At 54.2% G+C, this 26,276-nt stretch carries 18 protein-coding genes; 6 read left to right on the top strand and 12 right to left on the bottom strand.

Annotated features, from left to right (window positions below; genetic code table 11):
• The first annotated feature begins 84 nt into the window (after positions 1-84).
• Complete coding sequence (locus LX87_RS20195) at positions 85-2,928, top strand: PQQ-dependent sugar dehydrogenase (protein ID WP_111630085.1); 2,844 nt, start codon at positions 85-87, stop codon at positions 2,926-2,928.
• Positions 2,929-3,125: 197 nt separating this feature from the next.
• Here LX87_RS20195 and LX87_RS20190 read toward each other — a convergent pair whose 3' ends face one another.
• A complete protein-coding gene (locus LX87_RS20190; protein ID WP_111630084.1) occupies positions 3,126-3,890 on the bottom strand; it encodes an NUDIX hydrolase in 765 nt (254 codons plus the stop codon).
• Between the two features lie 84 nt (positions 3,891-3,974).
• On the opposite strand from LX87_RS20190, the gene LX87_RS20185 reads away from it, so the two are divergent.
• Positions 3,975-5,171 carry an esterase gene (locus LX87_RS20185; protein WP_229310745.1) on the top strand — a complete coding sequence of 399 codons (1,197 nt, stop codon included), beginning with the start codon at positions 3,975-3,977 and terminating at the stop codon, positions 5,169-5,171.
• A gap of 29 nt (positions 5,172-5,200) precedes the next feature.
• Positions 5,201-6,904 carry a carboxylesterase family protein gene (locus LX87_RS20180; RefSeq protein WP_111630083.1) on the top strand — a complete coding sequence of 568 codons (1,704 nt, stop codon included), beginning with the start codon at positions 5,201-5,203 and terminating at the stop codon, positions 6,902-6,904.
• 41 nt (positions 6,905-6,945) lie between these two features.
• Here LX87_RS20180 and LX87_RS20175 read toward each other — a convergent pair whose 3' ends face one another.
• Together LX87_RS20175 and LX87_RS20170 are read right to left on the bottom strand one after the other, a co-directional pair.
• Complete coding sequence (locus tag LX87_RS20175; RefSeq protein WP_111630082.1) at positions 6,946-7,365, bottom strand: DoxX family protein; 420 nt, start codon at positions 7,363-7,365, stop codon at positions 6,946-6,948.
• A gap of 181 nt (positions 7,366-7,546) precedes the next feature.
• Positions 7,547-8,827: a Gfo/Idh/MocA family protein gene (locus LX87_RS20170; RefSeq protein WP_111630081.1), complete on the bottom strand. Its 1,281-nt coding sequence runs from the start codon at positions 8,825-8,827 to the stop codon at positions 7,547-7,549.
• Positions 8,828-8,987: 160 nt separating this feature from the next.
• Between LX87_RS20170 and LX87_RS20165 the strand changes: the two genes are divergently transcribed.
• Positions 8,988-10,088 carry an alkaline phosphatase family protein gene (locus LX87_RS20165; RefSeq protein WP_111630080.1) on the top strand — a complete coding sequence of 367 codons (1,101 nt, stop codon included), beginning with the start codon at positions 8,988-8,990 and terminating at the stop codon, positions 10,086-10,088.
• Positions 10,089-10,170: 82 nt separating this feature from the next.
• Here LX87_RS20165 and LX87_RS20160 read toward each other — a convergent pair whose 3' ends face one another.
• From LX87_RS20160 to LX87_RS20130, 7 genes are all read right to left on the bottom strand, one after another.
• Complete coding sequence (locus LX87_RS20160) at positions 10,171-10,521, bottom strand: VanZ family protein (RefSeq protein WP_111630079.1); 351 nt, start codon at positions 10,519-10,521, stop codon at positions 10,171-10,173.
• A gap of 1 nt (position 10,522) precedes the next feature.
• Positions 10,523-11,251 carry a gliding motility-associated ABC transporter permease subunit GldF gene (gldF, locus tag LX87_RS20155; RefSeq protein WP_111630078.1) on the bottom strand — a complete coding sequence of 243 codons (729 nt, stop codon included), beginning with the start codon at positions 11,249-11,251 and terminating at the stop codon, positions 10,523-10,525.
• Between the two features lie 103 nt (positions 11,252-11,354).
• Positions 11,355-11,882, bottom strand: a complete 528-nt coding sequence (locus LX87_RS20150) for a DUF4199 domain-containing protein (protein WP_111630077.1) — start codon at positions 11,880-11,882, stop codon at positions 11,355-11,357.
• A gap of 19 nt (positions 11,883-11,901) precedes the next feature.
• A complete protein-coding gene (locus LX87_RS20145) occupies positions 11,902-12,495 on the bottom strand; it encodes a DUF4199 domain-containing protein (protein ID WP_111630076.1) in 594 nt (197 codons plus the stop codon).
• A gap of 6 nt (positions 12,496-12,501) precedes the next feature.
• A complete protein-coding gene (locus LX87_RS20140; RefSeq protein WP_111630487.1) occupies positions 12,502-13,797 on the bottom strand; it encodes a dihydroorotase in 1,296 nt (431 codons plus the stop codon).
• A gap of 98 nt (positions 13,798-13,895) precedes the next feature.
• Positions 13,896-14,276 (bottom strand): glycine cleavage system protein GcvH, encoded by a 381-nt coding sequence (gene gcvH, locus LX87_RS20135; RefSeq protein ID WP_111630075.1) that lies wholly within the window; start codon positions 14,274-14,276, stop codon positions 13,896-13,898.
• Positions 14,277-14,354: 78 nt separating this feature from the next.
• Positions 14,355-16,469 carry an outer membrane protein assembly factor BamB family protein gene (locus tag LX87_RS20130; RefSeq protein WP_111630074.1) on the bottom strand — a complete coding sequence of 705 codons (2,115 nt, stop codon included), beginning with the start codon at positions 16,467-16,469 and terminating at the stop codon, positions 14,355-14,357.
• Between the two features lie 196 nt (positions 16,470-16,665).
• On the opposite strand from LX87_RS20130, the gene LX87_RS20125 reads away from it, so the two are divergent.
• Both LX87_RS20125 and LX87_RS20120 read left to right on the top strand, forming a co-directional pair.
• Positions 16,666-17,199, top strand: coding sequence for a CD225/dispanin family protein (locus LX87_RS20125; protein ID WP_111630073.1), 534 nt, complete (start codon positions 16,666-16,668; stop codon positions 17,197-17,199).
• Between the two features lie 43 nt (positions 17,200-17,242).
• Positions 17,243-17,569, top strand: a complete 327-nt coding sequence (locus LX87_RS20120; protein ID WP_111630072.1) for a DUF2752 domain-containing protein — start codon at positions 17,243-17,245, stop codon at positions 17,567-17,569.
• A gap of 1 nt (position 17,570) precedes the next feature.
• Here the strand turns inward: LX87_RS20120 and LX87_RS20115 are convergent, their stop codons facing one another.
• A complete protein-coding gene (locus LX87_RS20115; RefSeq protein WP_111630486.1) occupies positions 17,571-18,707 on the bottom strand; it encodes a BamA/TamA family outer membrane protein in 1,137 nt (378 codons plus the stop codon).
• Positions 18,708-18,829: 122 nt separating this feature from the next.
• A complete protein-coding gene (gene sov, locus LX87_RS20110) occupies positions 18,830-26,221 on the bottom strand; it encodes a T9SS outer membrane translocon Sov/SprA (RefSeq protein WP_111630071.1) in 7,392 nt (2,463 codons plus the stop codon).
• Between the last annotated feature and the right edge of the window lie 55 nt (positions 26,222-26,276).

Here is a 26,276-nt window from a genome sequence, read left to right as displayed (position 1 = left end):
AGGAAGATTCCGCAGCAGCGAATGACTTTTTTTAGTGAATAGAAATCCAGCAACAAACCGATGTAAGTTTCAACTTTAACTGTAATGTTTAAAAATTCTTTTTCCAAGTCTTTTTCCTTTCTGCTCAATGCCACGCTCTTGATCGGGCTGGTTTCCTTTACCCGGCAGGATAACCCCAGGGATCAGAAGCCGGACGAAAGCCGGTTTACGCCGGTCGTGGTCACCGAAGGTCTGGACGAACCGATGGTCTTTGAAGTTGCTCCGAACGGGGCGGTTTACATCATCGAACGCAAAGGTGGCTTCAAGAAATACGATCCGGCCAGCAAAACCGTCAGCCTGATTGCCACCATTCCGGTAAATACCAAATACACCAATGCCGAGGGCGTATCGCGCGAAGCGGAAGAAGGGTTGATCGGTCTTTCGCTGGACCCTAATTTTGAGAAGAATCACTGGGTATACCTCTATTATGCCCACCCTACCGAGAAAAAACATATGCTGACCCGCTGGGACCTGGTTGACGACAAACTCGTTGAGGGTTCCGAAAAGGTGATGCTGAACGTAACCACACAGCGCGAAGTCTGCTGCCACACGGGGGGCGGTATGACCTGGGATAAAGCCGGAAACCTTTATCTGACGGTGGGGAACAATACCGGAAACCAGCAGGCGGCCCAAACCGACGAGCGCCCCGGTCGGGCCAGTTGGGATGATCAGGGCCATGCCGGAAACACCAACGACCTCCGTGGTAAAATCCTGCGCATCCATCCCGAACCCGACGGTACGTACACCATTCCGGAAGGCAACCTGTTCCCGAAAGGAACCGCGAAAACCCGCCCGGAAATATACTCGATGGGCCACCGCAACCCCTGGCGGATTTTCATTGACAGCAAAACCGGTTATGTATACTGGGGTGAAGTCGGCCCCGACGCCAACGAAGATAGCGAAATTGGCCCGCGTGGTTACGATGAGTTAAACCAGGCCCGCAAACCGGGTAACTTCGGCTGGCCCTGGTTTGTCGGCAACGATCAGGCATTTCCGGTTTATGATTACGCCAACAACAAACCGCTGGAGAAAAAAGACCCGAAAAAGCCCGTTAACAACTCGCCCAACAACACCGGCTTAACGGAGCTTCCACCGGTTGCGCCAAATTTCATTTACTATCCGTACGGAGTTTCCGAGAAATTCCCGCTGGTGGGCAGCGGTTCTCGTTCGGCGACGGGCGGCCCGATTTACCACCGCTCCGATTTCAAGAATCCGAAACGTCCGTGGCCAGCCTATTACGAAGGCAAATGGATTGCTACCGATTTTTCGCGGGGCTGGATTATAGCCATTACGATGGACGAAAACGGTGACTACAAGTCGATGGAACGGGTATTGCCGAGCTACCGACCCGTTGAACCCATTGATATGAAATTCGGGCCGGATGGCGATCTGTACGTTCTGGAATACGGCAGCAACTGGTTCCGCAGAAGCGACAACTCGCGGCTTGTGCGCATCGAATACAACGGTGGTAACCGCAAACCCGTGGTGCAGGCAGCGGCCAGCAAAAAAGGCGGTAAGGTTCCGTTCCAGATAACGTTATCGTCGGAAGGAACCAAGGATTTTGACGGCGATGCGCTAAAATACGTATGGAAAGTAGCCGCTCCGGGCGTGGCCGCCCGTACATTTACAACGGCCAACCCGACGGTTTCGTTTGACAAACCCGGTGTGTATACCGCCACCCTGACCGTTACCGACCCCAAAGGAGCCAGCAACAGCCAGGCCGTTAAAATCATTGCGGGCAACGAACCACCCACGGTTGCGGTAAACATAACCGGCAACAAAACCTTTTTCTTCCCCAACAAACCGATTCAGTACGCTGTTCAGGTGACGGATAAGGAAGACGGCAGCCTTGCCCAGTCGAAGGCGGCCCCGGGACAAATCGACCCGTCGCGGGTGGCCATCAGCATCGACTACACCTCGCAAGGTTTCGATTACGCCGAAGTCATTCAGAGCCAGCGCAGTGTCGATGCCTCTACGCAGTTTGCCGTAGCCCAGACGCTGATCAGCCAGAGCGATTGTAAAGTTTGCCACCAGGTCGCGTCGAAATCGGTAGGGCCGTCGTTCCACGACATTGCCAACCGCTACAAAGGCCAGGGTGAAGCCACGGACCGGCTGATCAAAAAAGTCATCAATGGCGGGGCTGGCGTCTGGGGTGAAGTGGCGATGCCTGCCCACCCGGCCATGCCCGCAGGCGATGCCGCAGCGATTGTAAAATATATTCTGAACAGCACCGAAAAAACGTTGAGCACCTTGCCAGCGCAGGGCAGCTATACCGTCAAAATTCCGGAAGGTGACAACGGCAAAGGCTCGGTTCTGGTGCGGGCAGCCTACACCGACCGGCCGGTCAAAACGATTCCTTCGCAAACCGCCGAGAGCCAGCTTATCCTGCGTAATCCGGAGTTGAGCCCCGATCAGGCCGAACTTGCCAAAGGTGTTGACATCAAGGCGCGGGGTATGGGAGCCGGGGTTAGTCTGATGGCCTTCTCCAACGGTTACATTGGGTTTAAAAAACTGGACCTGACCGACATTCAGCAACTGGAGCTGGTTGCTTCGGCCCAGAAACGCGAAGGGGCCGTTGGCGGAACCGTCGAAGTGCGGCTGGATTCGCCGACGGGTGAGCTGATCGGTCAGACTACCATCGGCGTGGCCCAACCCCGGTCGGCAGCCCCCACGGCTACCTCCATCCAGAACGCGGGCGGCACCACGACTCAACCCAAATCGACCACGACAGCCGCACCAGCACCGCGGAGTTCGGGTCCACCAAAAATTGAGCTAAAGGAAACCAGCGGTATTCATGATGTTTATCTGGTCTTTAAAAACGATCAGGCGAAAGCCATCGAGCCGCTCCTGTCTTTATCCAGCGTCAAATTCAGTCTGGTCAAAAAATAAAGTAAGCTCCGATGGCTGCCGGAAGGGAATTCCTGAAACGCATTGATGCACGGGTTCTTAGCGGATTACCGACTCGACCCCCGGTATCGATGTTGGGCAGGCGGCCCGATGGATGGCCGAAGATGCGGCCAGTTAGCAGTATTTGAGCTAAGAACACATTTTAGGAGTTGGGTCCGTCGGACCCAACTCCTAAAATGTTAACTAAACGCCAGATTGCCCTCCTTCAGCGCCTTTTTGTATTTTTCTTTATCAAACCGGAACAGGTACGGCGACTTGTAAGCCCCTCCCCTTCGCTGCTCTTCCAGCCGCTCAATAATCCCGAGCGCCCGCATTTTTTTGGAAAAATTCCGGGGGTCGAGCGGCCGGTTGAGGATGGTTTCGTAGAGCCGCTGTAATTCCGGCATCGTAAATTTTTCGGGCAAAAGGTTGTAGCCAACGGGCTGCCAGCTTAACTGAACGCGCAGGGTTTTGAGTGCCACTTCAATGACGTGATTGTGGTCAAAAAGCAGGGACGGCAGGTTTTCAACGTCCCACCAGCGGCATTCGTCCGTCAGAAAATCGGCAGTGGGCGTTACTTTTGAGAAATCCACGAGAGCAAAGTAGCCAATGGAAACGGTTCGGTTAGGCCACCGGCGCGTCGCCGGATCGGGCCAGTGCAGCTTCCGGCTGATTTCTTCCCGGTTATACCGAACATCGTCGCCAAAGGTGTGAAACTGTTGCAGAAAAAGCTTGTTAATGCCGGTTCGCTCCTTCAGAATCCGCTGAGCCGCCACATCGACCGATTCCGTTTTGTAAATAAACCCACCCGGTAATCCCCACTCCTCGGTATACTTCCAGCGCAACAGCAATACTTTTAACTGATTATTGGAAAATCCGAAGATGACACAATCAATTGAAAGACCGGGCAGGCAGTTTTCATCAGCTTCCGCGAAATAGTTTTGCAGTTGTTTTTGGTAATCCATGAAGAAAAAATAAAAAATAAGCTTTATGTATGCCGTACATATTCAGTATTTATTTTTAACCAGTCAGCGTTGCGCTTTCATACTATGATGAAAAAACTACCCATTCCATTCTTCCTTTCGCTCTTTTTGCTGGCGCTGCTCCCCTCGGCCCGGGCGCAGCAGGCCCACGTCAATCTGGACTGGAATCCGCACAAAAATACCCAAAACCTGAATCCTTTCGGTGCGAACGTTATTTCGCCGGAAGTGAGCGACGACCATCGGGTCACCTTTCGGCTGAAAGCGCCCCGGGCTCAGGAAGTGATGCTTACGGGCGGACCGATTCTGCTGGCGCTAAAGGCCACCCAGCCCATACCGTTCAAAAAAGAGACGGATACGCTCTGGACGCTGACGGTTGGTCCCGTAAAGCCGGATATATACGTCTACCGGTTTATCATTGACGGTGTTACCGTGGTCGATCCCAACAACACCCTGACGGGTTTTTCGGATCAGCCGGGTTACAGCCAACTGGTTGTACACGGTGATGGACCGGCTTATTACGATGCCCGCCCGGTTCCTCACGGTACCGTAACCCGCCATGTTTACCACTCCGACGTTCTGAACGGTGAACGCGAAATTTACATTTACACGCCACCCGGTTACAATCCTAAGAAAAAATATCCGGTTTTATACCTGCTCGGCGGCAGCGGAGAACTGGCTTCAACCTGGGCCATCGACGGTCGGGCCAATTTCATTGCCGACAACCTGATTGCCGAAGCAAAAGCCGTTCCGATGATCATTGCCATGCCGAACAATCAGGTGATTCACCGCACCGACCCCCGGCATACGGAACTGACTTTCAAACTTTTTGAAGAGGAATTACGTAAACAGATTGTACCCTTTGTTGACAAATATTATAGTACGGTAACCAAACCCAAAGGCCGGGCGCTGGCCGGTTTGTCGATGGGTGGACGGCATACGCAACTGGTTGGTTTCAACTGCTTGGATTTGTTTGGTTCGTTCGGCTGTCTGAGCTCCGGGGATGTCAACACCGAGCAAACCAGCGCGAAGTTCCTCAACGATCCGGATGTCAACAAGAAAGTCGATTACCTGCTCGTCGGACAGGGAACGGGCGAAGTAGCCACCATTGGCCAGCGGGCCGTCGCCCTGCACGAAGCCCTGCAAAAGCATAACATCAGGCACGATTATTACGTCGGTGGCGAGGGTGCCCACGACTGGGGACCTGGCGCCATCTGCTCTACTACCGGCTTCTGCCCAATCTGTGGCAAACGAAGTAATTTCTGAAAAACCGTATCACCTTACCTTTCTCACTCATGATTCGTCACCGAATTTTTCACGTTTTGCTGCTTACCATTCTTCTTTTGGGCGTAGGAAGCCGCCTGTTTGCCCAGAAGCTTCCGCCCGGCCCGCAAGTGCTGACCATTTTCTCGAACGTTGATGACACCGAGCAGCCGTACGGTTTGTACCTCCCGAAAAATTACAATCCCAAAAAGAAATACCCACTGGTGATTATGCTCCACGGCGCGGGGTCGAACCACCGGCTGTCGCTCCGGCGGGTGTTCGGCAAAAGCAACATCAACGGCGAAACCGACGTGGAAGCCACGAAATACTTTCCGGAATGGGCGGATGTTAATTACATTGTGGCTTCACCATTTGCAAGAGGAACTGTTGGCTATCAGGGCGTTGCCGAAAAAGACGTGTACGATGTACTGGCCGACGTAAAGAAGCAGTTCAGCATTGACGACGATCGGGTGTACCTGACGGGTTATTCGATGGGCGGTGGTGGCACGTTATGGATTGGCCTGAGCCGTCCGGATGTGTGGGCGGCCATTGCGCCGGTTTGCCCCGCCCCGCCGAGAGGTACGGATGCGCTCGCGGGCAATGCGCTCAACTACCCGGTTCACATTTTTCAGGGCGACGCCGACCCGGCCGTTAAAGTGGAAGGAACCCGCGAATGGGTGCAGCGGTTCAAGGATGCGGGCGTGAACATTATCTACCAGGAATACCCCGGCGTAAAACACGATAGCTGGGTGAATGCGTATCAGGACGGGTTTATTTTTAGCTGGTTCGACAAGTTTAAGCGAAACCGTTTTCCGGAGCGGGTGCGGTTTTCCACCAGACAATACAAATACAACTCGGCATACTGGGTTCAGATTGACCAGTTAACGCCCGGAACGCTGGCAACCGTCGATGCTCGATTCAGTAGTCCGAACCACCTGGATGTAACCACCTCGAACATCGGGGCGCTTACCCTGAAACTGGCCGGACACCGTAGTTTTAAAGCCAAAAAGCCGCTGGAGGTAGTCATCGACGGTAAAACCGTTAGCGCACCGACGAGCGATGCCGTAACGCTGGTCAAACGCGAGAGTGGTTGGGAGGTTACGCCGTATCAGCCCACACCCACCGCCAAACGTCCGGGTGCTGAAGGACCGTTGAGCGAACCCTTCGCCGACCGGCATGTGTACGTCTACGGAACCGCCGACAACCCTTCTCCCGAAGAACTCAAAAACCGTCAGGAGCAGGCGTTTCAGGCGGCCAACTGGTCAGCGTACCGGGGTGAGTTTCTGGGACGAATCATGGTTTTCCCGCGCATTCTGGCCGACAAAGAAATTCGGCCCAGCGATCTGGAAAGCGCCAATCTGGTGCTGTTCGGTACGAAAGAAACCAATTCTCTGGTTGCCAAATTCAGCGATCGTTTACCCATTCAATTGAACCCCAACACCACCGATTACGGCCTGTTTTACGTTTTCCCGGTTAATAACCACTACGTAACCATCAATTCCGGACTGCCCTGGTGGACGGATACCCAGGCCCCAACGGGCGGTTTCTCGCTGAACAACCGGGCGATGGCCGTGACGTCCGGTTTCAAGGATTTTATTCTGTTCAAAGGAACGTACAAGACACCGGTGGCCGAAGGCTATTTCGATAACGACTGGCATTTGAAACCGGACGATGCCAGCAAACTGAGCGAGTCAGGGGCGGTTACGGTGGCAACGGGCGCAACGGCTTCCAACTGATTAGAAACGGTTAAAAAGCAGCGTTTTACGGGAATTGGTTATCATCCCGGCCACGTCTTGCTGGCCTGCCCGTCCACGGAGTATTTCCCCGGTCCCACAAAGAAAATGGTCAGATAGATCAGCGCGTAAAGCAGCGGCATTTCCTTTTTTCCGAACGGATCGCTGCCGTGGGCAAAGAGCGTGATGACCAGCATGTTGATCACCAGCACAAGGGCAGCAGCGCGGGTCTGAAAGCCGAGGATGAGCAGGACAGACCCCAGAAACTCGGCCAGCGTTGCCAGAATCAGCGACGGCGTGCTGCCAATCCCGATGGGATCACCGAAGGCCATATCGCCCGCCATGATTTTAGTAACTTTTGGCCAGCCGTGCGTCAGCATAATCGCCGAAACGCCGACGCGCAGTACCAACAGGGCGGCATGAACGGTCGAGGGACTGGCTTTTGTTCCGAAGAGTGTCTTCATAGAAAGGTCGGATAGTTTACTCTCTAAACGACCTTTCTATAACTCTTGTTTTATCATATGTTAAAAACCTAAACTGATACAGAACCCGCGCCCGAACACCGCCAGTGGTCTGGTTCAGGCTGTTACGCGTACTCAGCCTCTGGTTACTGTCCAGCACTTCGACACCTTCGACACCCAGCGATTACGTCAAATCCCATTTGCTGCGGTATTCCCTCGATAAATACGAGTTGGCTTCCCGGTCGTGGATAAACTTTTCTTTTTTAGGGTTCCACGCCAGTTTGCGGCCCAGGCGGTACGAGATCAGGCCCAGGTGCATGGGCATCGTCATTTGCCGGGCATACTCCAGGCTGGATTCCGGCTGCGAACGGGCTTTAACGGCATCGACAAAGTTCTGCTGATGGCCGGGCGAGCGCGGAATCACCTGGGAAATTTCCGGAATATCGGTCATCACCACGCCGTTGACGGTTATTTCGCGGGAGCCGTAATCGCAGAGCAGCGTCCCTTTGTCGCCTTCAAAGTACGCTCCAATGCCCCGTTTCTCGGCCCCCGGCACATTGGGGGGCGCCGAGGTCCAGTGGAGTTTCAGGTCTTCAAATTCGTAATCAATGCTGATGGACTTGGGAGCGTCGGCAATGCCGTCCGGCGCTTCCCCGGTCGCACTGACGCTTTTCAGGTTTTTAGGCCCAATCGACCACCAGACCACATCGGCAATGTGGCTCCAGAAATCCTGAAACACCCCGCCCGAATAATCCAGAAAATACCGGTACGTGAAATGGCACCGCTGCGGGGTGTAGAGCGACTGCGGAGCCGGACCCAACCACATATCCCAGTTCAGCGTAGCCGGGGGAGTCTGGTAGTTGGCCGGACCCAGATCGGGCGGAAAACCGGTTTTCCACAACCGAACGGTATGCACCTTGCCAATGGCCCCGCCCCGAATCAGTTCAACAACGCGGTGGTAATTGTCGCCCGCGTGAATCTGCGTACCAAGCTGGAAAATCCGTTTGTGACGGTTCAGGCTCTTGAGCATCTTCTGCCCTTCGCGCACGTCGAACGACAACGGTTTTTCGCCGTACACATCCTTACCGGCCTGAAACGCCAGAATGGCAATCTGCGCGTGCCAGTGGTCGGGTGTGGCCACGGTAACGGCGTCAATGTCCTTGCGGTCAAGTACACGCCGAAAATCGTCATATCCCTGCGCCCGGGTGCCGGGGTTTAATTCGGACAGGCGTTGCAGGCTGCCGTTCAGGTGATCCTGATCCAGATCGCACAGTGCCACAATTTCTACCTCGGGTAGTTTGGCAAACCAGCCCATGTGGTTGTTGCCCATGCCACCCAGGCCGATGTGGGCAATGCGCAGCCGGTCACTCGGCGCCACTTTCCGAATGGCCGGAAACAAGGACAGCCCGAGGGCACCAACACTGCTTTGTTTAAGAAACGTTCGACGGTTAAGCGAATGATTCATAGGGAGATTAAGGGTCGGAAGTTGGAATTTCAAGGTACAAAAAATGCAGGCGCCCACTTCTTCTTTTCATAAAAATTTAACAGGCAGGCATCCAGCGGGTCTGACGGCTTTTTGTTACTTTACCATTTCATCTAATCCCTTCCCCGTTCACCAAAACCGTATGAAGCTACTACTCCGTATTTCCGGTCTGATTTTCCTGCTGGCCGTTACGTCTTTTTCATTTGTCAGAGCGCAGCAAACGCAAAATGTTATTCTGGTTACGCTCGATGGTGTTCGCTGGCAGGAAGTATTTTCCGGTGCCGATTCCACCCTGCTGTTCGATGCCGCCTACTCGCCCGACACCGCTTCGGCCCGCAAATTCTTCTGGGCCGCCAATCCGCAGGAACGCCGTAAGCTGGTTTTTCCGTTTCTCTGGAATACCGTTGCGAAAGAAGGGCAACTGTACGGCAACCGCCTGAAAGGCAGTAAGGTAAACACGTCCAACCCGTACTGGTTCAGCTATCCGGGTTATAACGAAATCCTGTCCGGTTATGCCGATGAACGCATCAAATCCAACGACAAAATCGACAACCCGAACACGACCGTCCTCGAATTTCTGAACAACAAACCTGACTTTAAAGGGAAGATTGCGGCTTTTTCGTCCTGGGATGTAATCGAAGCCGCCGTCAACGAGCGGAAAACCGGGATTTACGCCAGCGCGGGCAATGAACTGATCGAAAAGCCCAAAACGGCTACCGACTCGCTGCTCAACAGCATGATGACCACCGTTCCCCCGCAGGTTTGGGACAAAACCGTCCGCCCTGATTTTCTGACGTATTATGCCGCCAAAAACTACCTGCTCCAAAACCGTCCACGCGTGTTGTTTATGCAGTTCGACGAAACCGACGGGCTGGCCCATGCCGGGCGCTACGCCGATGACCTGCGCATGATAAATGCCGCGGATGCCTTCCTGGCCGATCTCTGGAAAACCGTTCAGCAAATCCCGCAATACGCCGGAAAAACGACCCTGATTGTGACCACGGATCACGGACGGGGCCACACCCCGAAAGCCACCTGGAAAGGACACGGTACCAAAACGCCGGATTCGTACCAGTTGTGGTTTGCCGTGATCGGGCCGGATACCCCACCAACGGGCGAGCAATCCGGCGGACCCGTTTTATTCCAGAACCAGCTCGCCGCTACCCTGGCCCGGCTGCTGGGACACGAGTTTAAGTGCGAACACCCCGTCGGGTCGCCGGTTCTGACGGTTTTAAAGCGGTAGAAACTCCGGATTTGAAAAGAAGGAAAATAGGACCGTCAGGGGTGAAATCCTGACGGTTTTGTATGATAAACAGCAGGAACCATTACCCTTTTGAAACCACCCGCAACATCAGAACACTGGCAATCAGACCGAGCGCAATGCCAACCGAATCGGCCGCCAGATCCAGCCACTCGAAGCTACGGTTGATGGGCATTACCAACTGGTAAATTTCAATCGCCAGACCGTACAGCACGCCAATGATAAAAAGACGGACCGGCTGCTGCCGGTAAACCGTCCCCCACAAGAAGCCCCAGCCGCCAAAAATACTGATGTGAATAAACTTATCGTTGGTCGTCAGCCCCTCAGAAAGGTGATCGCTGGGCCAGGCACAGCCAATAAAAATGGCGATGGTCCAGCCAATGGCGGCCCATTTGATTAAGGAGTCGAGTCGCATGTCAGCGGGTGAGGGCGGTCATGCGCCACTCGGTCAGGTACAAGAATACGGTTATAACACTCACTAAATAAATCACATTCCGGGAGTCGATCAGACCGCGGCCCAGTGCCTGATACTGCTCATCGAGCGCAATCCAGGTCAGCGGATACGATAAGCTGCCCCAAAACTCCAGGCTGGCTACGGAACTGATACCAACGTATAACAGAAAGCATAAAAATACGCCAATCACAAACGCAACAACCTGGTTTTCGTTGATCGACGACGCGAACAACCCAATGGCAACAAACACGCCACCCAGCAGCAACAGACCGACGTAGGAACCAAAAACCGAAGCGGAATCAATGTTACCCGGCGGATTACCCAGTTGATAAACAGAATAATAATATACCAGGGTTGGTAACAACAATAGTACCACCAGCAACCAGTTGGCAACAAACTTTGCCAGAATTAACTGCCAGCGGGTCAGCGGTTTGGTCAGCAGCCACTCGATGGTACCCGTCCGAACCTCCTCCGCGATGGAACGCATGGTAATGGCCGGAATCAGAAACAGCATGACGTAGGGCGTCAAGTTAAAAAAAACGCCCATATCGGCGTACCCGTATTCCAGTAGACTCGTATCCGGAAACACCCAAACCATCAGCCCCACCGCCGTCAGGAACACGGCCATGATGACGTAGGCAACCGATGAGCTGAAAAAGCCGTTGATTTCTTTTCGAAAAACAGGCAACATAAAAATTTCGACGACAAGACGTTAGACAAGAGACAACAAATAAACGTACTGGCGGACCTTACAAGTCTTTCTTCCCTTGTCTATTCTCTTTTGTCTCTCGTTATCAATTCTGAAAATCCGGAAATGGCGGTTTGTTTCGGCGCATAAAGGCCGCTACAATCAGCGAAATAATTAACCCAAAGATACCCGCCACCAGTACCCCGATCAGAAACTGCAAGCCGGGGCTTTGCAGCTTTTCGGTATACTCCATCGCCTGATCAATCTGCGCATCGGTCATGCCGCGATTTTCCAGTTGCTCCCGCGCATTGTCCATGATCTGCTCCCGAATGGTGGGATCAATGAAGCTCGTATAAATCTGGTTGTACGTAATGGAAATCAACCCTCCAATGACCGATACCAGCGCGCCGAGGCTCACGCCCTCGCCGAAGCTCATAAAACCGCCATTCAGCGTACGGTATTCCCGCATGGCCAATACCGTAATGGCCACTGAGATAAGCACACTCAGCCACGACAGCGACTGATTTGCAAACTGACCAGTGAGGTTAATGACCGTCGTATAAACCATAAAAACGACGCCGGAAATTAGTCCCCATTTCAGGGCCAGACGAACAGTAGAAGGTTTTTCTTCCATGATGCAAGCGGTTACAGGTTTAGGGTTGGGACGATTTAGGAGGGTTCGGCAGTTCGGGCCCATCATTATACAAACTGTAGTCCTGCCTTCTGAACAGTAACGAAATGATCAGGACCGGTAGGACTGCCAATACGGTTTTCTTGCTGATCTCGTCGCCCACCAGTGTTTCGGGGGTAATGTTATCGACATTTTTGAGCATTTGGAGGTATTCGGCCTGCCCCAGCGATTCCACCAGATGCCCCTTCGTTGACGTAATCAACTGCCGCATATCGGCAAGATAGCGCGTAAATATATCGTAATCAACGAAGTTGATAAACAGATAGATCAACCAGGCCGTCAGCAACGCCCCCACGGTATTCACAACGTAACAGATGGTGAGGGCTTCCCACAGGTGCAGAAATCCCTTGCCGATGTGTTTCCGGTAATACCAGACGGCGGCTACCATCATGATAATCTGAAAGCCGAAATCCGGCACCCGCACATTGCCGAGCGGTGCAATCCCCAGATAATACAACACCAGGAAGTAAATAAAACACAACACCCCCGCGACCAGCCCAAACAGGACGGGAAGTTTTAAAAGCGGGTGGTTGAAATAGGAGACTAGTTGTTTCACTCGGATTTATAGCTGTTCAACAAAGTTTTTGTTTATAATCCATAACGCTTTTCCGCGCAGGGTCTTGCCAAAAAAGGGCGAGTTTTTAGAGCGCGAAACCGTCTGTTCGTACGTCCATTCCATCTCTGGATGGAACACCGTCAGCGTTGCAAGTTGATTCTCATCGAGAGTCAGCGCCGGAAGCCGCAGAATCCGGCGGGGCGCGTGCGTGAGTTTATCGACCAATTGCTCCAGCGGCAGGTCCGCAAAGTGGGTTCGGACAACGGCAAAGGCGGTTTCCAGGCCGATGATACCGAATTCGGCGTGGTCAAACTCGATGTTTTTGCTCTCGTCGTCCTGCGGATTGTGATCCGACACGATGGCGTCAATGGTACCGTCGGCCAGCCCTTGCTTCAGGGCTTCCCGGTCGGCGCTCCCGCGAAACGGCGGGTTCACTTTCAGGTTGGTATCGAACCCCATCAGGGCCGTGTCCTCGAAGGCAAGCTGGTGGGCCGCTACATCGCAACTGATTGGCAAACCCTGCTGTTTGGCCTGGCGGATTAAATCAACGGCCCGGGCTGTCGAAATCGTTGAGAAGTGCAACACCGTACCGGAGGCCGGGTTGGCGCTCTGGGAATACGCGTATTCCAGCAGCCGCAAATCCCGCTCAATCATCATTTCTTCGGCCATAGCGGGCATTCCTTTCAGGCCCAGCAGCGTACTGGACAGCCCCTCGTTCATTTGCCCGAAATGCGTCAGATTCTGCTCTTCCGGACGGTTCATCAGCAACCCGTTGAACGGTTGCAGGTATTGCAGGGTTTTGAGCAGCAGGTCGGCATTCAGCAGCGGTTTTTCGCCGTCGGAGAAGGCCACCGCCCCGGCATGATGCAGGTCGATCATGTCGGTAAAATCCGTACCTTCCGTTTTCTTGGTAATGGCTGCAATGGGGTGTACGTTCACCGGATGCCCCTGCGTAGCCTGCCGGATGTATCCCAGCGTATCTTTCGAATCCAGCACGGGTTTGGTATTCGGCAGGATGGCAATGTCGGTAAACCCTCCGCGTGAAGCCGCCTTGCAAACCGTGGTCAAATCTTCTTTGTGTTCGTAACCGGGGTCTTTGGCCGACACCCGCAGATCGATCCAGCCGGGCGAGATACACAACCCGTCCTGTTCAATCACTTTCAGGGCTGCGTCCGATTCCTCAACGGTGATCGACTCACCAATCTGACGGATAAGACCGTTTTCAATCAATACGTCACGAACCTGTCCATTAAAGGGCGACTGGGCGTCTACGATTCGGGCGGCACGGATAAGTAGTTTCATGGTTTTGTTGGGTCCACCCGCGGGCAGCTGGCCGGGGTCGGGTGGTCGGGAATGCAAAAAAAAAGCCCCGGATGGAGCTTCCTGACTCAATCGGGGGCTTAAGCGCCCACCAACTCTTTATAGGCTTCGGCCGATAACAGGTCATCGGTTTCGGCGCCGTCGGTCAGTTTCAGCCGGATAATCCAGCCCCGGCCGTACGGATCGTCGTTGACCAGCTCGGGCGATTTTTCAACGTCCGGATTGATTTCAAGCACCTCGCCACCCACGGGCAGAAACAGATCCGATACCGTTTTAACGGCTTCGATAGATCCGAAGATTTCGCCTTTCGGCAAGCTCTGACCGACGCTGGTAACTTCCACAAATACAATATCTCCCAATTCACTTTGGGCAAAATCGGTAATCCCAATAACGGCGGTGTCTCCCTCAATGCGAATCCACTCGTGGTCCTGCGTATACTTTAGTTCTTCGGGAAAATTCATCGGTAACAATTCGTTTAGTGCTGCAAGTTACACACGTAAAACGGTTTTACAAACCCTGCCCCCGGCCTTTGTTTCCGGTCACGGCAGCGCAAAAGCCACGTAGCGGTCGCCCGAACGGGTTTTGAGTTTACCACCCCCGCAGGCAATCACGACATACTGTTTTCCGCCTACCGAATACAGGGCGGGCGTGGCGTATCCGGCTGCCGGAAGTTGGGTTTCCCAGAGCAGTTTACCGGTCTGGCGATCAAAAACCCGGAATTTCTGGTCGGGAGTGGCGGCAATAAAAAGCAGACCGCTGGCCGTCACGACCGGGCCGCCGTAATTGTCGGTGCCTGTTGGCGGCATACCCTGCCTGGTCAGCGCCGGAAATTCGCCCAGCGGAATCTGCCAGCGGTGTTCACCGGTATTGAGATCAATGGCCGTCAGCGTACCCCAGGGCGGGCGGCTTACCGGAAACCCGTTGCGGTCGTACCAGCGGTTGTAACCCGTGTGAATGTAGGGCAACCAGGTTCGGCCCGGCGTGGTAGCAACGGTATGGGAAGCGGTTTTTCCGGAGATGAAATCGACAATGGCATTGCGTTCGACCTGTGACAAGTGCGAAAACGCGGGCATCATTCCCCGGCCCTTTTTCAGCAACTCGTGCATGGCTTCCGGTTTCATACGCTCACGGATCGACAGCAGCGAGGGATAGGCTCCGCTATGGTCACCCCGGCGGTCGGCGCCGTGGCAGGCTCCGCAGTTGGTCGCATACAACGTTTCGGCGCTGCTCACGGTCGTGGGTTTAGGCGCATCGGTCAGCGTGGAGTAGACCGGAATTTCCTTGGCCGGAACGTACAGCATACCATCCGGATCGGCAGCCGCTCCACCCCACTGCGCTCCGCCGTCGGTTCCGGGAAAGAAAATCGTTCGCTGACGCCCCACCGGGTAATACGGTGTTCCGGTCCGGCTGGCGCGCAGTTGCGCTAACACCTCCTCCCGATCCGCCACGGTTTCGTTCAGGTCTTTTTCCGTGAATGTCTGGCGGGTAAAGGGGGCCGGTTTCAGCGGAATCGGCTGCGTCGGATGGGCTTGCTCACCCGGAATATCCGACGCCGGAAACGGCTTTTCTTCAATCGGAAATAACGGTTTTCCGGTCACGCGGTCAAACACAAACACGTGTCCCTGCTTGGTCACCTGAGCCACGGCGTCGATTTTCTGCCCGTTTTGCACCACCGTCAGCAGGTTGGGCGGAGCGGGCGGATCGCGGTCCCAGATGTCGTGGTGTACAAACTGAAAATGCCAGAGCCGCTTCCCGGTCCGGGCATCCAGCGCCAGCAGGCAATTGGCGAACAGATTGGTCCCCAACCGATTGCCGCCGTAAAAATCGAAAGCCGCCGAACCCGTTGGAGCGTAGACGATGCCCCGCTGCCGGTCGATGGCCATGCCCATCCAGTTATTGGCCCCGCCCACATTCCGGTATCCGTCTTTCGGCCAGGTGTCGTAGCCCAATTCACCCGGCTCCGGAATGGTCCGGAACGTCCAGACCAGCCGCCCCGTCCGCACGTCGTACGACCGGATATCGCCTTTCAAAGCCGTGGGTCCTTCCGATACACGAACGCCGACAATGATGTGGTTTTTGAAAAGAATGCCGGGGGTATTCGCCACCACGTAATCATCAGCCCCGGGCCGTTCCAGACCGTCGCGCAGGTTGATTTTCCCGGCTTTTCCAAACGTTGGTACGGGTTTTCCGGTCGTGGCATCCAGCGCGTACAACAGGTGTCCGTAAGCAAAGAAAACCCGTTTGTTCCTGCCGTCGGTCCAGTACGTAACACCCCGGCTGGTCATTTTAAACGTCTCGTCCGTCAGGGCGGTTTTCCAGCGTTCTTTTCCCGTAGCGGCATCCAGCGCAAACGCCTGCGAACCCGCCGAAACGCCGTAGAGAACACCGTCTACCACAATAGGGTTACACTGAATCTGCGTCTGGTTTGCAACGGAATCGGCCCCGCCCGAAGCGTATTCCCACGCTTTCGTCAGTTGCCCTACATTGGCTTTCGTAATCTGGTTCAACGGGCTGTAATGGCTTTGTTCGCCAGTACCATTGTATTCGCGCCAGTCGGTATTGGCTCCCTCCGGGGTGGAAAGCGGTATGAACGAAACGGCCCATACGACCGTCAGCAGGCCAATCGCTCCAATAACAGCAACATTTCGAAGCATCCGAAAAGAAATAAAACGGTTCTATCTAATTGGATTAAAGGCCGCTGAATGCCGTTATTACTGCTAAAACGGTGAATAAAAAACAAGGGGCTGATCACCAGGAACCGGCATCTTTTTCTATCTTACTGACCCGTTCCCCGCTCAGCCCCGATGGCAGGCTACTGGTCCGGCTGTTTATTCCAAACCACCTTTTTTCATGAAGCAATACTACTACCTAGAGGGCAATCAGCAATTTGGCCCTTTTAGCCTGGACGAATTACGCTCAAAACCCATCAAACCCGACACCAAAGTCTGGGCACAGGGTCTGCCCGACTGGGTAGACGCCCAAACCGTCCCGGAAATCAACGAATGGCTGGCGGGGGCGGCATTTCCGCCGGTCACTCCAGCCCAGCCTCTCACCGAAGTTCCTCCCGTTACCCGGCCTTTTCAGGAGTCGTATACCCCCAACCAGCCGCTCGGAGCCTCACCGCCCAAGCCCAAAACCTGGCTGGTTGAGTCGATTCTGGCGACGCTGTTCTGCTGCCTTCCCTTCGGAATTGCCGGTATTGTTAATGCAGCCAATGTTGATTCCCGCTATAGCAACGGCGATTTTATTGGCGCACAACGGGCGTCCGACGAAGCGGCCAAGTGGACGAAAGTCAGCTTCTTTATCTCGATTGTTCTCTGGGTGCTTTACTTCCTTCTTTTCTTCCTCGGTATCTTTGGCGGACTCGTTCAGTCATATCGTTAAGAAGCGGCTCGGATGGGCCGTCACGCTGGTCTTTCTTTCAGGAATGGCGGGTATCTACGGCTGGTTCAATCCAGCCGAGGTATCATTTTTCCCGCCCTGTCCCTTTAAGCTGCTGACCGGCTTGGAGTGTCCGGGCTGTGGTTCGCAGCGGTGTCTGCACCAGTTGATGCACGGCCATATCCGGCAGGCGTTTGCGTACAACCCGCTGCTGGTGTTGTCTTTGCCCTATCTGTTACTCGGTTTTTTGCTGGAATATACCCCGCTCGGCCGAAAGCAGCCGGAATTGCACCGGCGCTTGTACGGAAAAACCGCCAGCTGGCTGGTCTTTGGGATCGTGATCGTGTACTGGATTGGAAGAAACTGGCGTTGAGTTAAAACGCTTCACCCAGCGACAGGTAGAATCCCGTTCCTTCGCGGGTAAAGCCCAGATCGGCCCGCAGGAAAACGTCTTTTTTCTGAAAGAATAGAAACCGTATGCCGCCCCCGGCTGCCCAGCGCAGGTAGTTTAGTTGCAACGCCTGAACCGTTGGAGCCACTGTTCCCAAACCGGCAAACAGCGTTCCGCCCCAGCGTTTGCTGAATCCAAAAGGCAGCCAGCGCAGTTCAGCCTGCCCCGCCAGCACGTTCTGGTCGCGGTAGCGCCCCAGATAATACCCGCGCATCAGCGATTCGCCCCCGATCAGCCCCAGGTTGTTAAAAGGAACAATCCCATTCATAAATGTTCCGGCAATCTGTACCGCCAACACCCGGTTCGGACGCCCCAGCGGACGATAGGCCCGACCGTCGAGTATCAGACTTCGATACCGAAAATCGCTGCCAAAACCGGGTCGATACCACAGAACACCGGCTTCCAGAAAATTACCTTTACGCACATTCAGGACGTTTTTGCGATCATCGTACACCAGGGCCGCGCCCAGCCCGACGGTATTGGAACCGTCGGCCCCGATCGGTAACTCGACATTGGGCTGATCGTCAAGTTCAAAGGAAACCCGGCTGATGTTTTGAAAATCGACTTCAACACCCGCATACCAGTTGTTTTTCACCTGTCGGAGAATGCGCTGCCGGATCTGAATGTAGCTGGAATTGACCAGCGCCGGATTGCTTGAGGGCGTGTTGGGGCCAATGCCGTAATAGAGCAAAGGAAACTGCTGGTAGCGCGCCCGGCCCAGAAAGAAATACCGGTTTTTATGCGTGTAAGCCGCATTTTCCAGCAGCGCGCCAAACTGCCCCCGAAACGTTACAAACGAGTAGAGAACAATTTCGCTCAGCCGGTTAACCACCGTGTCCTTTTTGGCGTAAAACAGAGAAAACGCCCGAATTCCCACTTCGAGGCTGGTTTCGGGGGCATAACCCGCCGTCGGAAAAACCAGCAGTTTGGAGGTAGCTGCCGATGAGGTGTCGTTCAGGATTCTTTTTGCGAGCTGAACTACCTTTCCCTGTGCCCAAACGGATGAAATTAATAAACCGTAAATCAACAGAAATGAAATACCCGTCCGGCGAATTTCCATATACATTTTTGCTCCCAGCGACCCACTACTTTAATGGGTTTTTAATGTATAACCGGAAAAGTGATCAGAATGATTCTGAAGTCGGGTATTTCTCTGTTTAAAATGAATATGAAAAATTATGCCTATTCGGCTAAGTTAAACCGTACCTGCACCCCGCCTGCGGTGGTAGCCCGCCGGAAGGAGTTGGACACCAGCGGATCGTTGAAGGTCCGGTCAAAGTAAACCTGCACGTTCAACCGGCGACTGACCACGTAGCTGACCTGCGGCCGTAACTGGAAGTTGACGTTTCCGGCCGTAATGATCTGCTCACCCACCCCGTTATCGCCCACCTGCGTCGGATTCGAATCATCGAATTTCCGCTGAACCGTGCGGGTGTCGCGGAACGTCAGGTTGCAGTTAAAGGTCAGGTCATTTTTCAACCGCCGATACGCTCCGTTGATTTTGAACGGAATCCGGAAATTGGATTTGGTGAAACCAAACCGGAACGTAATGTCCTTGTTGGTCAGCTCGGCCACCTGCGCGTTGGACAGGTTCAGGGCCACGCTGCGGTCCTGGTTATATTCCAGCCCTCCGCTGATTTTGCTCTGCGTCCGGAACGTCGCCCCAATCAACGGCGCAAACCGTTCGGTCATGGTAATGGTACTCATGACAAAAATCGGAATGAATTGATTTTGGGCGTTATACCGCGAGCCAAGGTTGTAGCCCATGACCGACAGGTTGACATACAGCGCTTCGTAATTCAACGACGAGATAAAGTTACCGACGCTGTAGGTCGAGTTGTAGCTGTGCGAGAGCGTGAAGGCACTGAACAGTTTGCGGAACGGTTTGAGTTGCGCCAGACCGTTGTAATCGACCCGCCAGTTGGGCAGCGGGAAACGCAGGAACGGATTGATCTTAACGGTATTGGGGTCTTTTCCGCTGTAAGCCGCAAAGAAAGCCGGAATCAGGACATCCTGCGAGGTGAGGTTGTATTCTCCCCCACCTCCTGCACCTGGATTAATTCGCATCAGCCGGTTCAGAATAATCTTGCGGTATTCGGCAAACCGGTCAAAAATCGGCGAGGAATTGTCGCGGTTCGGCTTGTTAAATGCCGTCTTGAACGACAGGAACGACATACTGAACTGCCCGTTCCGCAACGGACTCTGGCTCTTGAAGAGGCCGCTCGAATCCGGTCGAAAAAACTCCTGATAACTATCCTGCCGGGTCAACCGGGCCTCCACCGTAATCCGGAAATCCTTGAAGGGCTCCAGCGTCGTGCGGGCGTCAAACTTCTTGGCAATCGACTGCGTAAAGGGCTGATTCTGCACCACGCTCCTTGACAACCAGCCCCGTTCGGCCGCCCGGTGGTGAATATTCCGGTCCTGACTACCGAGCACAAACCCCAGCCCCGGCGCATTTTCGCGCGAAATACCGAAGAACCGGGGGGTGGGCATAAAGCCCGGCAGGAACGTGGATTCCTGAACGGTATAGTTGAAGTTAATACCCCGAATGGTCAGCAGGGTCCGGACGAAGCTCTTCAGCACACGGCTTTCCGACCGTTGAATATCCTCAATATCACCGGGGTTCCGGGTAAAGTTTTTCCGCGGTACGTTTGGCGTGTTGGCAAACCGCAGCGCCTTAATTTTATTGTACAGCCGGATAAAGTCAACCCGTCCCTGAAGGCCCCACTCGCGGTTGTTGCGGATGGTATTGCCAAACGGAACGCCGAGCGTGTCGGTAATACCAAAAGAATTAGCCTGGAAAACATAACCGATGTTATAGGTCAGGTCGGCGGCAATCCAGTCGAGCAGCGGCAATTTGTCCAGCGGCATCCGGTACGTAGTCCGGATGTTCTGTTCATAGTTTTTGGTCCGGCCAAACCGTTTGGCGTTCGCCCAGACCGAGTCGATTTTAGCCTGTGTATTCAGGTCTCCGGCGGGTTCGTCGATGATGGCGTTAGTACGGGCGTTATAAGTCAGCACTAGATTTCGGGTCAGGTTCCACTGCAAATCGTAATACCGGTTAAACCAGAAGTACTTCTCAAACTGCGGTACCATACCGTCGGTGGTCAGCTCGGAATTGCGGAGCTGCGTTTTGATAAAGCTCCGGTCTACCTCGCCCCGAACTGCCACCTGGGTGGGCAGTAGCGTCAGGTTGAAGTCCCGCAGCCAGCGCAGGTAAGGCCGTTCCAGCGCCTGGAATTGCTTAAACGGTTCGAACGGTTTCGGCTGGGCGCTGTACACGTAGGCAACCCCGCCCCGGGTTTGCTTTTGAATAAACTGCTCGGTCAGGATGTTGGTCCGGGTCGCTTCGTTAAAGGCGTACGTAAACGAGAAGTTTTCGAAATCGTAAAAATGGTTTTTAGCGTTCGGGTTGGTTTTCACCTTCCGGAAGTTCGACAGGTTGAATCCTTTTCGAATCGAACGGTCTTCGACCAGCCTTCGGTATCGTTCCCGGGCGCTTTCATCCTCGAGCGACGCCAGAGTCGTTTCCAGCGGTGTATCCGGATCGAGCGGATTAAAATGCGGCTGAACCAGGCGCTGATCGTAATTGACATACAGCGGAATCCGCAAGCCCCATTTTTCGGGCAGCAGTTTATCGACCGCAATCTGCGACTGAATCCCGTATTCGGTTGAGGTCTCGCGCGATCGTTCAGCAATCCGCTGCTGCACCCCGCCAAAGCCGAAGGTTGTAATTTTTCCCGAAGCCGTCACCGTGGCCACGTCCGCCAGTTTGGCGTTAATCACCCCAACAGCCGCCCGCCCGGCGGTCTGATCAAAACCGTTGGCGCGGAGTTCGTTCACCCAGATGGTGAAGCCCCGCGACCGTTCGTCCGCCGATTTGGGGTTTCGCATCCCGATCATGATGATCTGTACCGCGCTCAAATCCGGGCTTCCAACCACGGTCAGCTTATACCGCCCGTCGCGGCTATCCATTGTAAACGGCTGCGCATACGATCTGGAATACAGCCGGTTGCGCTCGCTCTTCAAATTAATTAGTTCTTCAAGCGCAATGTCAAGTTCGTTACTGGAGGGCCAGACCACATCATCCGGCTGACTGCCTTCCGGCGTTGATACCAGGTTCGGAATTTCGATTTCGTAGTAATTATCCTTGAAATCCGTTCCCAGCCGCACAAAAGCCGACACCTGACCGTTTACATCACTCTCGTCGCTGTGCATGTGGATAAACATCTTCAGCCGTTCGCGGAACAGGAGGTCCTGATTGGTATTTTTATAAGCCGCCCGCGAATCACCGTCACGCAGGTTGGCTACGCTCAGGCTCATCGACTGTTCGTTTAGTTCAACCTGATTGATTTGCGTAAAATCGCGGTCCCGCTGGAAACCGGGCGGTACCCGGTAAATGTATTTGTTCTGGCCGGGCGCACTGTTTTCCTCCACGTTAACGGCAGCCACCTTAAACTGCGCATCGTACGGTTCGGGTACTTCCTGCAATCCCCGCGACGACAGATCGCCGGTGTACTTACGGTATTGGTTGGAAGTCATCTGCAACTGGGCAAACCGCAGCACCACCGGCTCCTCAAATTCGGTCAGATACATCCGCATAAACCGGACGGACTTAAATCCGTTGATGTCACCAACCCTTTTCGCATTCTCCCGAACCGGAATCCGGAACAAATACCAGGTGATGGTTTTTCCATTTTTCTGTACATCTACTTTATCCACAATGTAGCCGCGCCCTACCTGCAACTGACCCGGTTTCAGGTCAATTTCGTATTCGTAATAGGCTTCGTTATCATTGATGGTATTGTCCGTGTTCAGGTCTTCGATGTCGGGCAGGGTGGTCGACGCAGGGGTTATGACCTGATTGCGGTCTTCCAGTTCGGGGGAGTTGTTTTCCATCCCCATATACTGCTTGTAGCGGCTAACGATGTACTTGACCGAATCGGCCCGCTGTCCGTAATAGAATATAAAGTCGTCGTTCGCCGGGTCACTCAACAGCCGTTCGCGGGCCTGGGCATTTAGGCGGGGTGCCACCTGATCGATGTAGCTCTTGAAATACGTATTCTCGTCGCGGTTACTCAAGCCATCCAGACCCACATCCTGCTGTGAACGCGTCACGTTATCAAACGCCTGGGTAACAAACTGGGAGCGCGTCACGCGGCCCCAGGCCGTTGAGTCGGGCGAAAGGGCGTTTGGAACCGCCAAACCGTTTTCAAAACCGAAACGGCCATCTTTGATGACATCTTCCGAGATGTCGCCAAGGTTGAAAATCAGTTTACCACCCGTGCGGTTGGGCCGGTTCTCAAAACCGTCGTGAATAACAGCGTTGGTATCTCCTGACATCCCCAGGAAGGGGTCCATCAACCAGAAGTCGATGTTTTCGATGTTGGCGTTGTCAAAATCAGCATCGGACGTAATGGCCCGCATCACCGATCCGAAGTTTTTCTTCGGATCGCCCGCCAGCCGTCCATCCGCCTGGAGGTTGGGGTTGAAGTTATATATACCCCGCTCTTTCGGGAAGTAGGCCACATCCAGAATATTCTCGGGCAGGTTTACCAGCCGTAGGGAACGCCCTTTAAACAGCTCGTTGGACTGGAAGAACTGTTCGTAATAGTTCTGTAAATCTCTTTCACCCAGGTTCGTAGTCGGTACACGGTTGTTCGGAATTGTGTTGGCCGCAGCAAAGGTGTTATCAACGGTATACACCGAAATCCGGGCGCGGTTATAGGCATACGCCAGCGGCTCGGCCATGGTTCCCTGCGGGAAAGCACGTTCGGGTGTGGTGGGCGTTGAGCCCAGCCGCCAGCGGGTCGGTTGACGGGTCAGGTCGTAGAGCGTCCGGGCGGCTTCAAAATCATCGATGAACGCGTTATTGTTTACCCTCGGAGCCACGCCGGGAAACAGTTGCGCCACTTCGCCCTGAAAGGCAATGTTCGACAGTTCTTTGGTTTGAATGAGCGGCAGACCGTCCAGCAGTCGGGTCAAAAACCGTGAGTCTTTCCGAATGGTGGCATCAAAGCCCAGAATAGTGTTGTTTACGGGTTCGTTACCGATGGCCACGCGCGTCAGAAAACCGGCGGGGGTTTCTTTCATGTTCATGGCCGTCATCCCCAGGTTGACTTCCGGACTGAGTTTGTAGTCCAGCCGCGTACCAATCAGCCGCCGGATCTGGTTCTGGAACAGGTCAGGACGTTCATACCGTACCCGAATCTCCTGACCGGAATTCATCAGCCCTTCGTTCAGGAAGCGCACCCGGCCAATCTGCGACTCGACCACAAAATCGACGCCCGGCGACAGCGGAACCCCGCCCGCCGTGACCTGCACCGAATTTTCGTCAACGCCGTAGGGCAAGGACACCTCCCCCCCCGTGGACGATTGATAGCTACCTCTCAGGAAAAATTTGTTTTTACCCGCTACCTGCTGCGCATCCACCAGCGTGGTGCGATAGAGTTCGTTATAGACGTACTTGGAACGATAGACATCAGCATCAGGGCCGGTCCCCAACCGATTGGACAGGTATGAACCAAACGGTTCCAGAACCGGGAAAATCACGCGTCCGTACCGGCTATCGACCGTAACACCCTCGACATAGTCGAAATTACCGTCGGGCTGCTGATCAAGCTGGGCGTTGACCTGGTCCATGTTGAAGACCTGCACCAGCGGAATACCGGCCAGATTACTCTCCTGAAGGTTGGGGTTATCGATCCCGGTCTGGTCGTCTTTGTAGACGATCCGCAACTGAAAGTTCTGTTTGTTAACCTGCGTGGTGTTCAGTGAATAGATGTTTTTCATCATCAGGTTCCACATCGGCAACTGCGTGTTATTGCGGATCGTCGATGACTTCAACAGCTTCAGAATAACCACTTCATCGTCCTGACGGTTCTGGTAGTCTTCCGTCAGTTCACCTACTTTGTATTTGCGCCCCTGGTAGGTATACTCATACGCTACCGCCAGCACTTCGTCGTTGCGAAGGGGGGTCACCAGCGAAATATAACCCAGCTCCGGCTGGAACTTATACTCGGTTTCGGTCAACCGTTTGGCCCCACGCAGCAATTCATAATCCACTCCCTTCGCAAAGCCAAAGGTTCCATCCAGTATCGAAGCCGCTTGGTCGACCTGCCGCAGACCAGAATTGGTATTTACGCGATTGTATAACCCGTTACCGGTGGTATTGTCCGCCGGAGCCGCCGGGTTGGCATTAATAGGTTGCAGGTTCGGATTGGTCCGGTTGTAAGGCTGTGCTTCAGCCAGATCCGCAAAACCGACCACATTCCGCAGGGTTGTCGTGGTGTTTGTTCGGTTGGTTACGTATACCTCTAAACGTGTAACGGTAACACCTGACATAATCTGGGGCAGGCGTTTCAGCGACCGTTCGTAGTTATCCCGGAAAAAATTCGACATGAAAAAGTGCCGGTTTTCATCGTACGTATCGACCCGGATTTCGTACGGACGCTGCATGGAACCGCCTTTGATAACGATTTCTTCCTGCTTCGAACGCTGCTGCGACGCCACCACGGTAGCATATAGTTTTCCGAAACGAAGCTGGGCTTTCACCCCGAACAGGTTCTGCACACCGGGAATCAACTGGCTGCTGAGCGGCCAACTGATGTTACCGGCTTCCAGCCCCTGAATGATGCTGGGGTCCTGCGGCTGAAACTGCGGAATGGCAGACGGCACCATGCTGCCGACGGTCGGTAAACCGTTGGTCAGGCCGTCAGCACTGGGTAACCCGGGTAGTCCGTTTGTGAGGTTGTTGGCGTTGGGCAGCGTCGGAATTGGCGGACGGTAATTCAGCTTCAGGACGTTTTCGAAATTAAAACTGGATTTGGTGTCATAGTTGGCCGTGACGCCCAGCCGTTCTCCAATCTTTCCGTTAAAATTGATATTGATCTGCTCGTTGAAGATGAAATTTCCGTTTCGGCGCTGCAAGACCGGAATAATCGGGTTATCGATAAACTGGTAGAGATACCCAAAATCGAGCATAACAAAGCCGTTGGGCTTGAAATCCACGAGATTACCCCCAAATAAGCGATCAAATACCGGAGGGAGTTCGAGTTTTGGCAAAAGCCCTCTCCCACTCACGGCACTTTTCCCTTCGGTGCGCGCGCTGTATTCCCGCCACAAACTTTTCTGAACACGCTGATTCTGTAAGCGGTTAAAATCCTGATACGACATGGCTTCAGCCGGTCGGTAGGGCAATCCTTCCACCGGGCGGGTCGTTGGGGTCAGGCTATTGGGCGTACCAATGGCGCCGGTTGTTGCAGCGGGTTGCGTCGTGGTTGCTGCACTGGGCCGCGTGGCATCCCGTGCGGCACCTATTCGCTCGAGTACCGAAATCTGACCGGCGCTATCTAGCTGGACATTCGTTGTTACGGCCCGGGGGTCGCGCAGCAGAAAGGGAGACCTGGGCTGAGTAACCGAAAAGGGGCTAACATACCGATCCTGCCAGCGAATGATGGGTCGGCGTTCGGCCGTTCGCGTTGCCCGAATACTGTCCTGGCGAGCGCGGGCAATCGAATCGGCGGGGGTTACGGTCCGTCGGCGTGCGGGATTCTGGGCCGCTACCGGGTTCATCCAGGATAGCCCACTGAGTAACGCACACAGCACAACCAAGCACGATCCAGTCCGG

It is taken from the genome of Larkinella arboricola (assembly GCF_003259745.1).
In the GTDB taxonomy this organism is placed as follows: Bacteria; Bacteroidota; Bacteroidia; order Cytophagales; family Spirosomataceae; genus Larkinella; species Larkinella arboricola.
The sequence above is the reverse complement of the archived record's forward strand: the minus strand, read 5'-3'. Positions and strand labels throughout refer to the sequence as shown.

Bases quoted from the DNA above. Each gene is read 5' to 3' on its own strand.
- LX87_RS20195 (WP_111630085.1), top strand. From the start codon at position 85: ATGTTTAAAAATTCTTTTTCCAAGTCTTTTTCCTTTCTGCTCAATGCC.
- LX87_RS20190 (WP_111630084.1), bottom strand. From the start codon at position 3,890: ATGGATTACCAAAAACAACTGCAAAACTATTTCGCGGAAGCTGATGAA.
- LX87_RS20185 (WP_229310745.1), top strand. From the start codon at position 3,975: ATGATGAAAAAACTACCCATTCCATTCTTCCTTTCGCTCTTTTTGCTG.
- LX87_RS20180 (WP_111630083.1), top strand. From the start codon at position 5,201: ATGATTCGTCACCGAATTTTTCACGTTTTGCTGCTTACCATTCTTCTT.
- LX87_RS20175 (WP_111630082.1), bottom strand. From the start codon at position 7,365: ATGAAGACACTCTTCGGAACAAAAGCCAGTCCCTCGACCGTTCATGCC.
- LX87_RS20170 (WP_111630081.1), bottom strand. From the start codon at position 8,827: ATGAATCATTCGCTTAACCGTCGAACGTTTCTTAAACAAAGCAGTGTT.
- LX87_RS20165 (WP_111630080.1), top strand. From the start codon at position 8,988: ATGAAGCTACTACTCCGTATTTCCGGTCTGATTTTCCTGCTGGCCGTT.
- LX87_RS20160 (WP_111630079.1), bottom strand. From the start codon at position 10,521: ATGCGACTCGACTCCTTAATCAAATGGGCCGCCATTGGCTGGACCATC.
- gldF (WP_111630078.1), bottom strand. From the start codon at position 11,251: ATGTTGCCTGTTTTTCGAAAAGAAATCAACGGCTTTTTCAGCTCATCG.
- LX87_RS20150 (WP_111630077.1), bottom strand. From the start codon at position 11,882: ATGGAAGAAAAACCTTCTACTGTTCGTCTGGCCCTGAAATGGGGACTA.
- LX87_RS20140 (WP_111630487.1), bottom strand. From the start codon at position 13,797: ATGAAACTACTTATCCGTGCCGCCCGAATCGTAGACGCCCAGTCGCCC.
- gcvH (WP_111630075.1), bottom strand. From the start codon at position 14,276: ATGAATTTTCCCGAAGAACTAAAGTATACGCAGGACCACGAGTGGATT.
- LX87_RS20130 (WP_111630074.1), bottom strand. From the start codon at position 16,469: ATGCTTCGAAATGTTGCTGTTATTGGAGCGATTGGCCTGCTGACGGTC.
- LX87_RS20125 (WP_111630073.1), top strand. From the start codon at position 16,666: ATGAAGCAATACTACTACCTAGAGGGCAATCAGCAATTTGGCCCTTTT.
- LX87_RS20120 (WP_111630072.1), top strand. From the start codon at position 17,243: ATGGCGGGTATCTACGGCTGGTTCAATCCAGCCGAGGTATCATTTTTC.
- LX87_RS20115 (WP_111630486.1), bottom strand. From the start codon at position 18,707: ATGGAAATTCGCCGGACGGGTATTTCATTTCTGTTGATTTACGGTTTA.
- sov (WP_111630071.1), bottom strand. From the start codon at position 26,221: ATGAACCCGGTAGCGGCCCAGAATCCCGCACGCCGACGGACCGTAACC.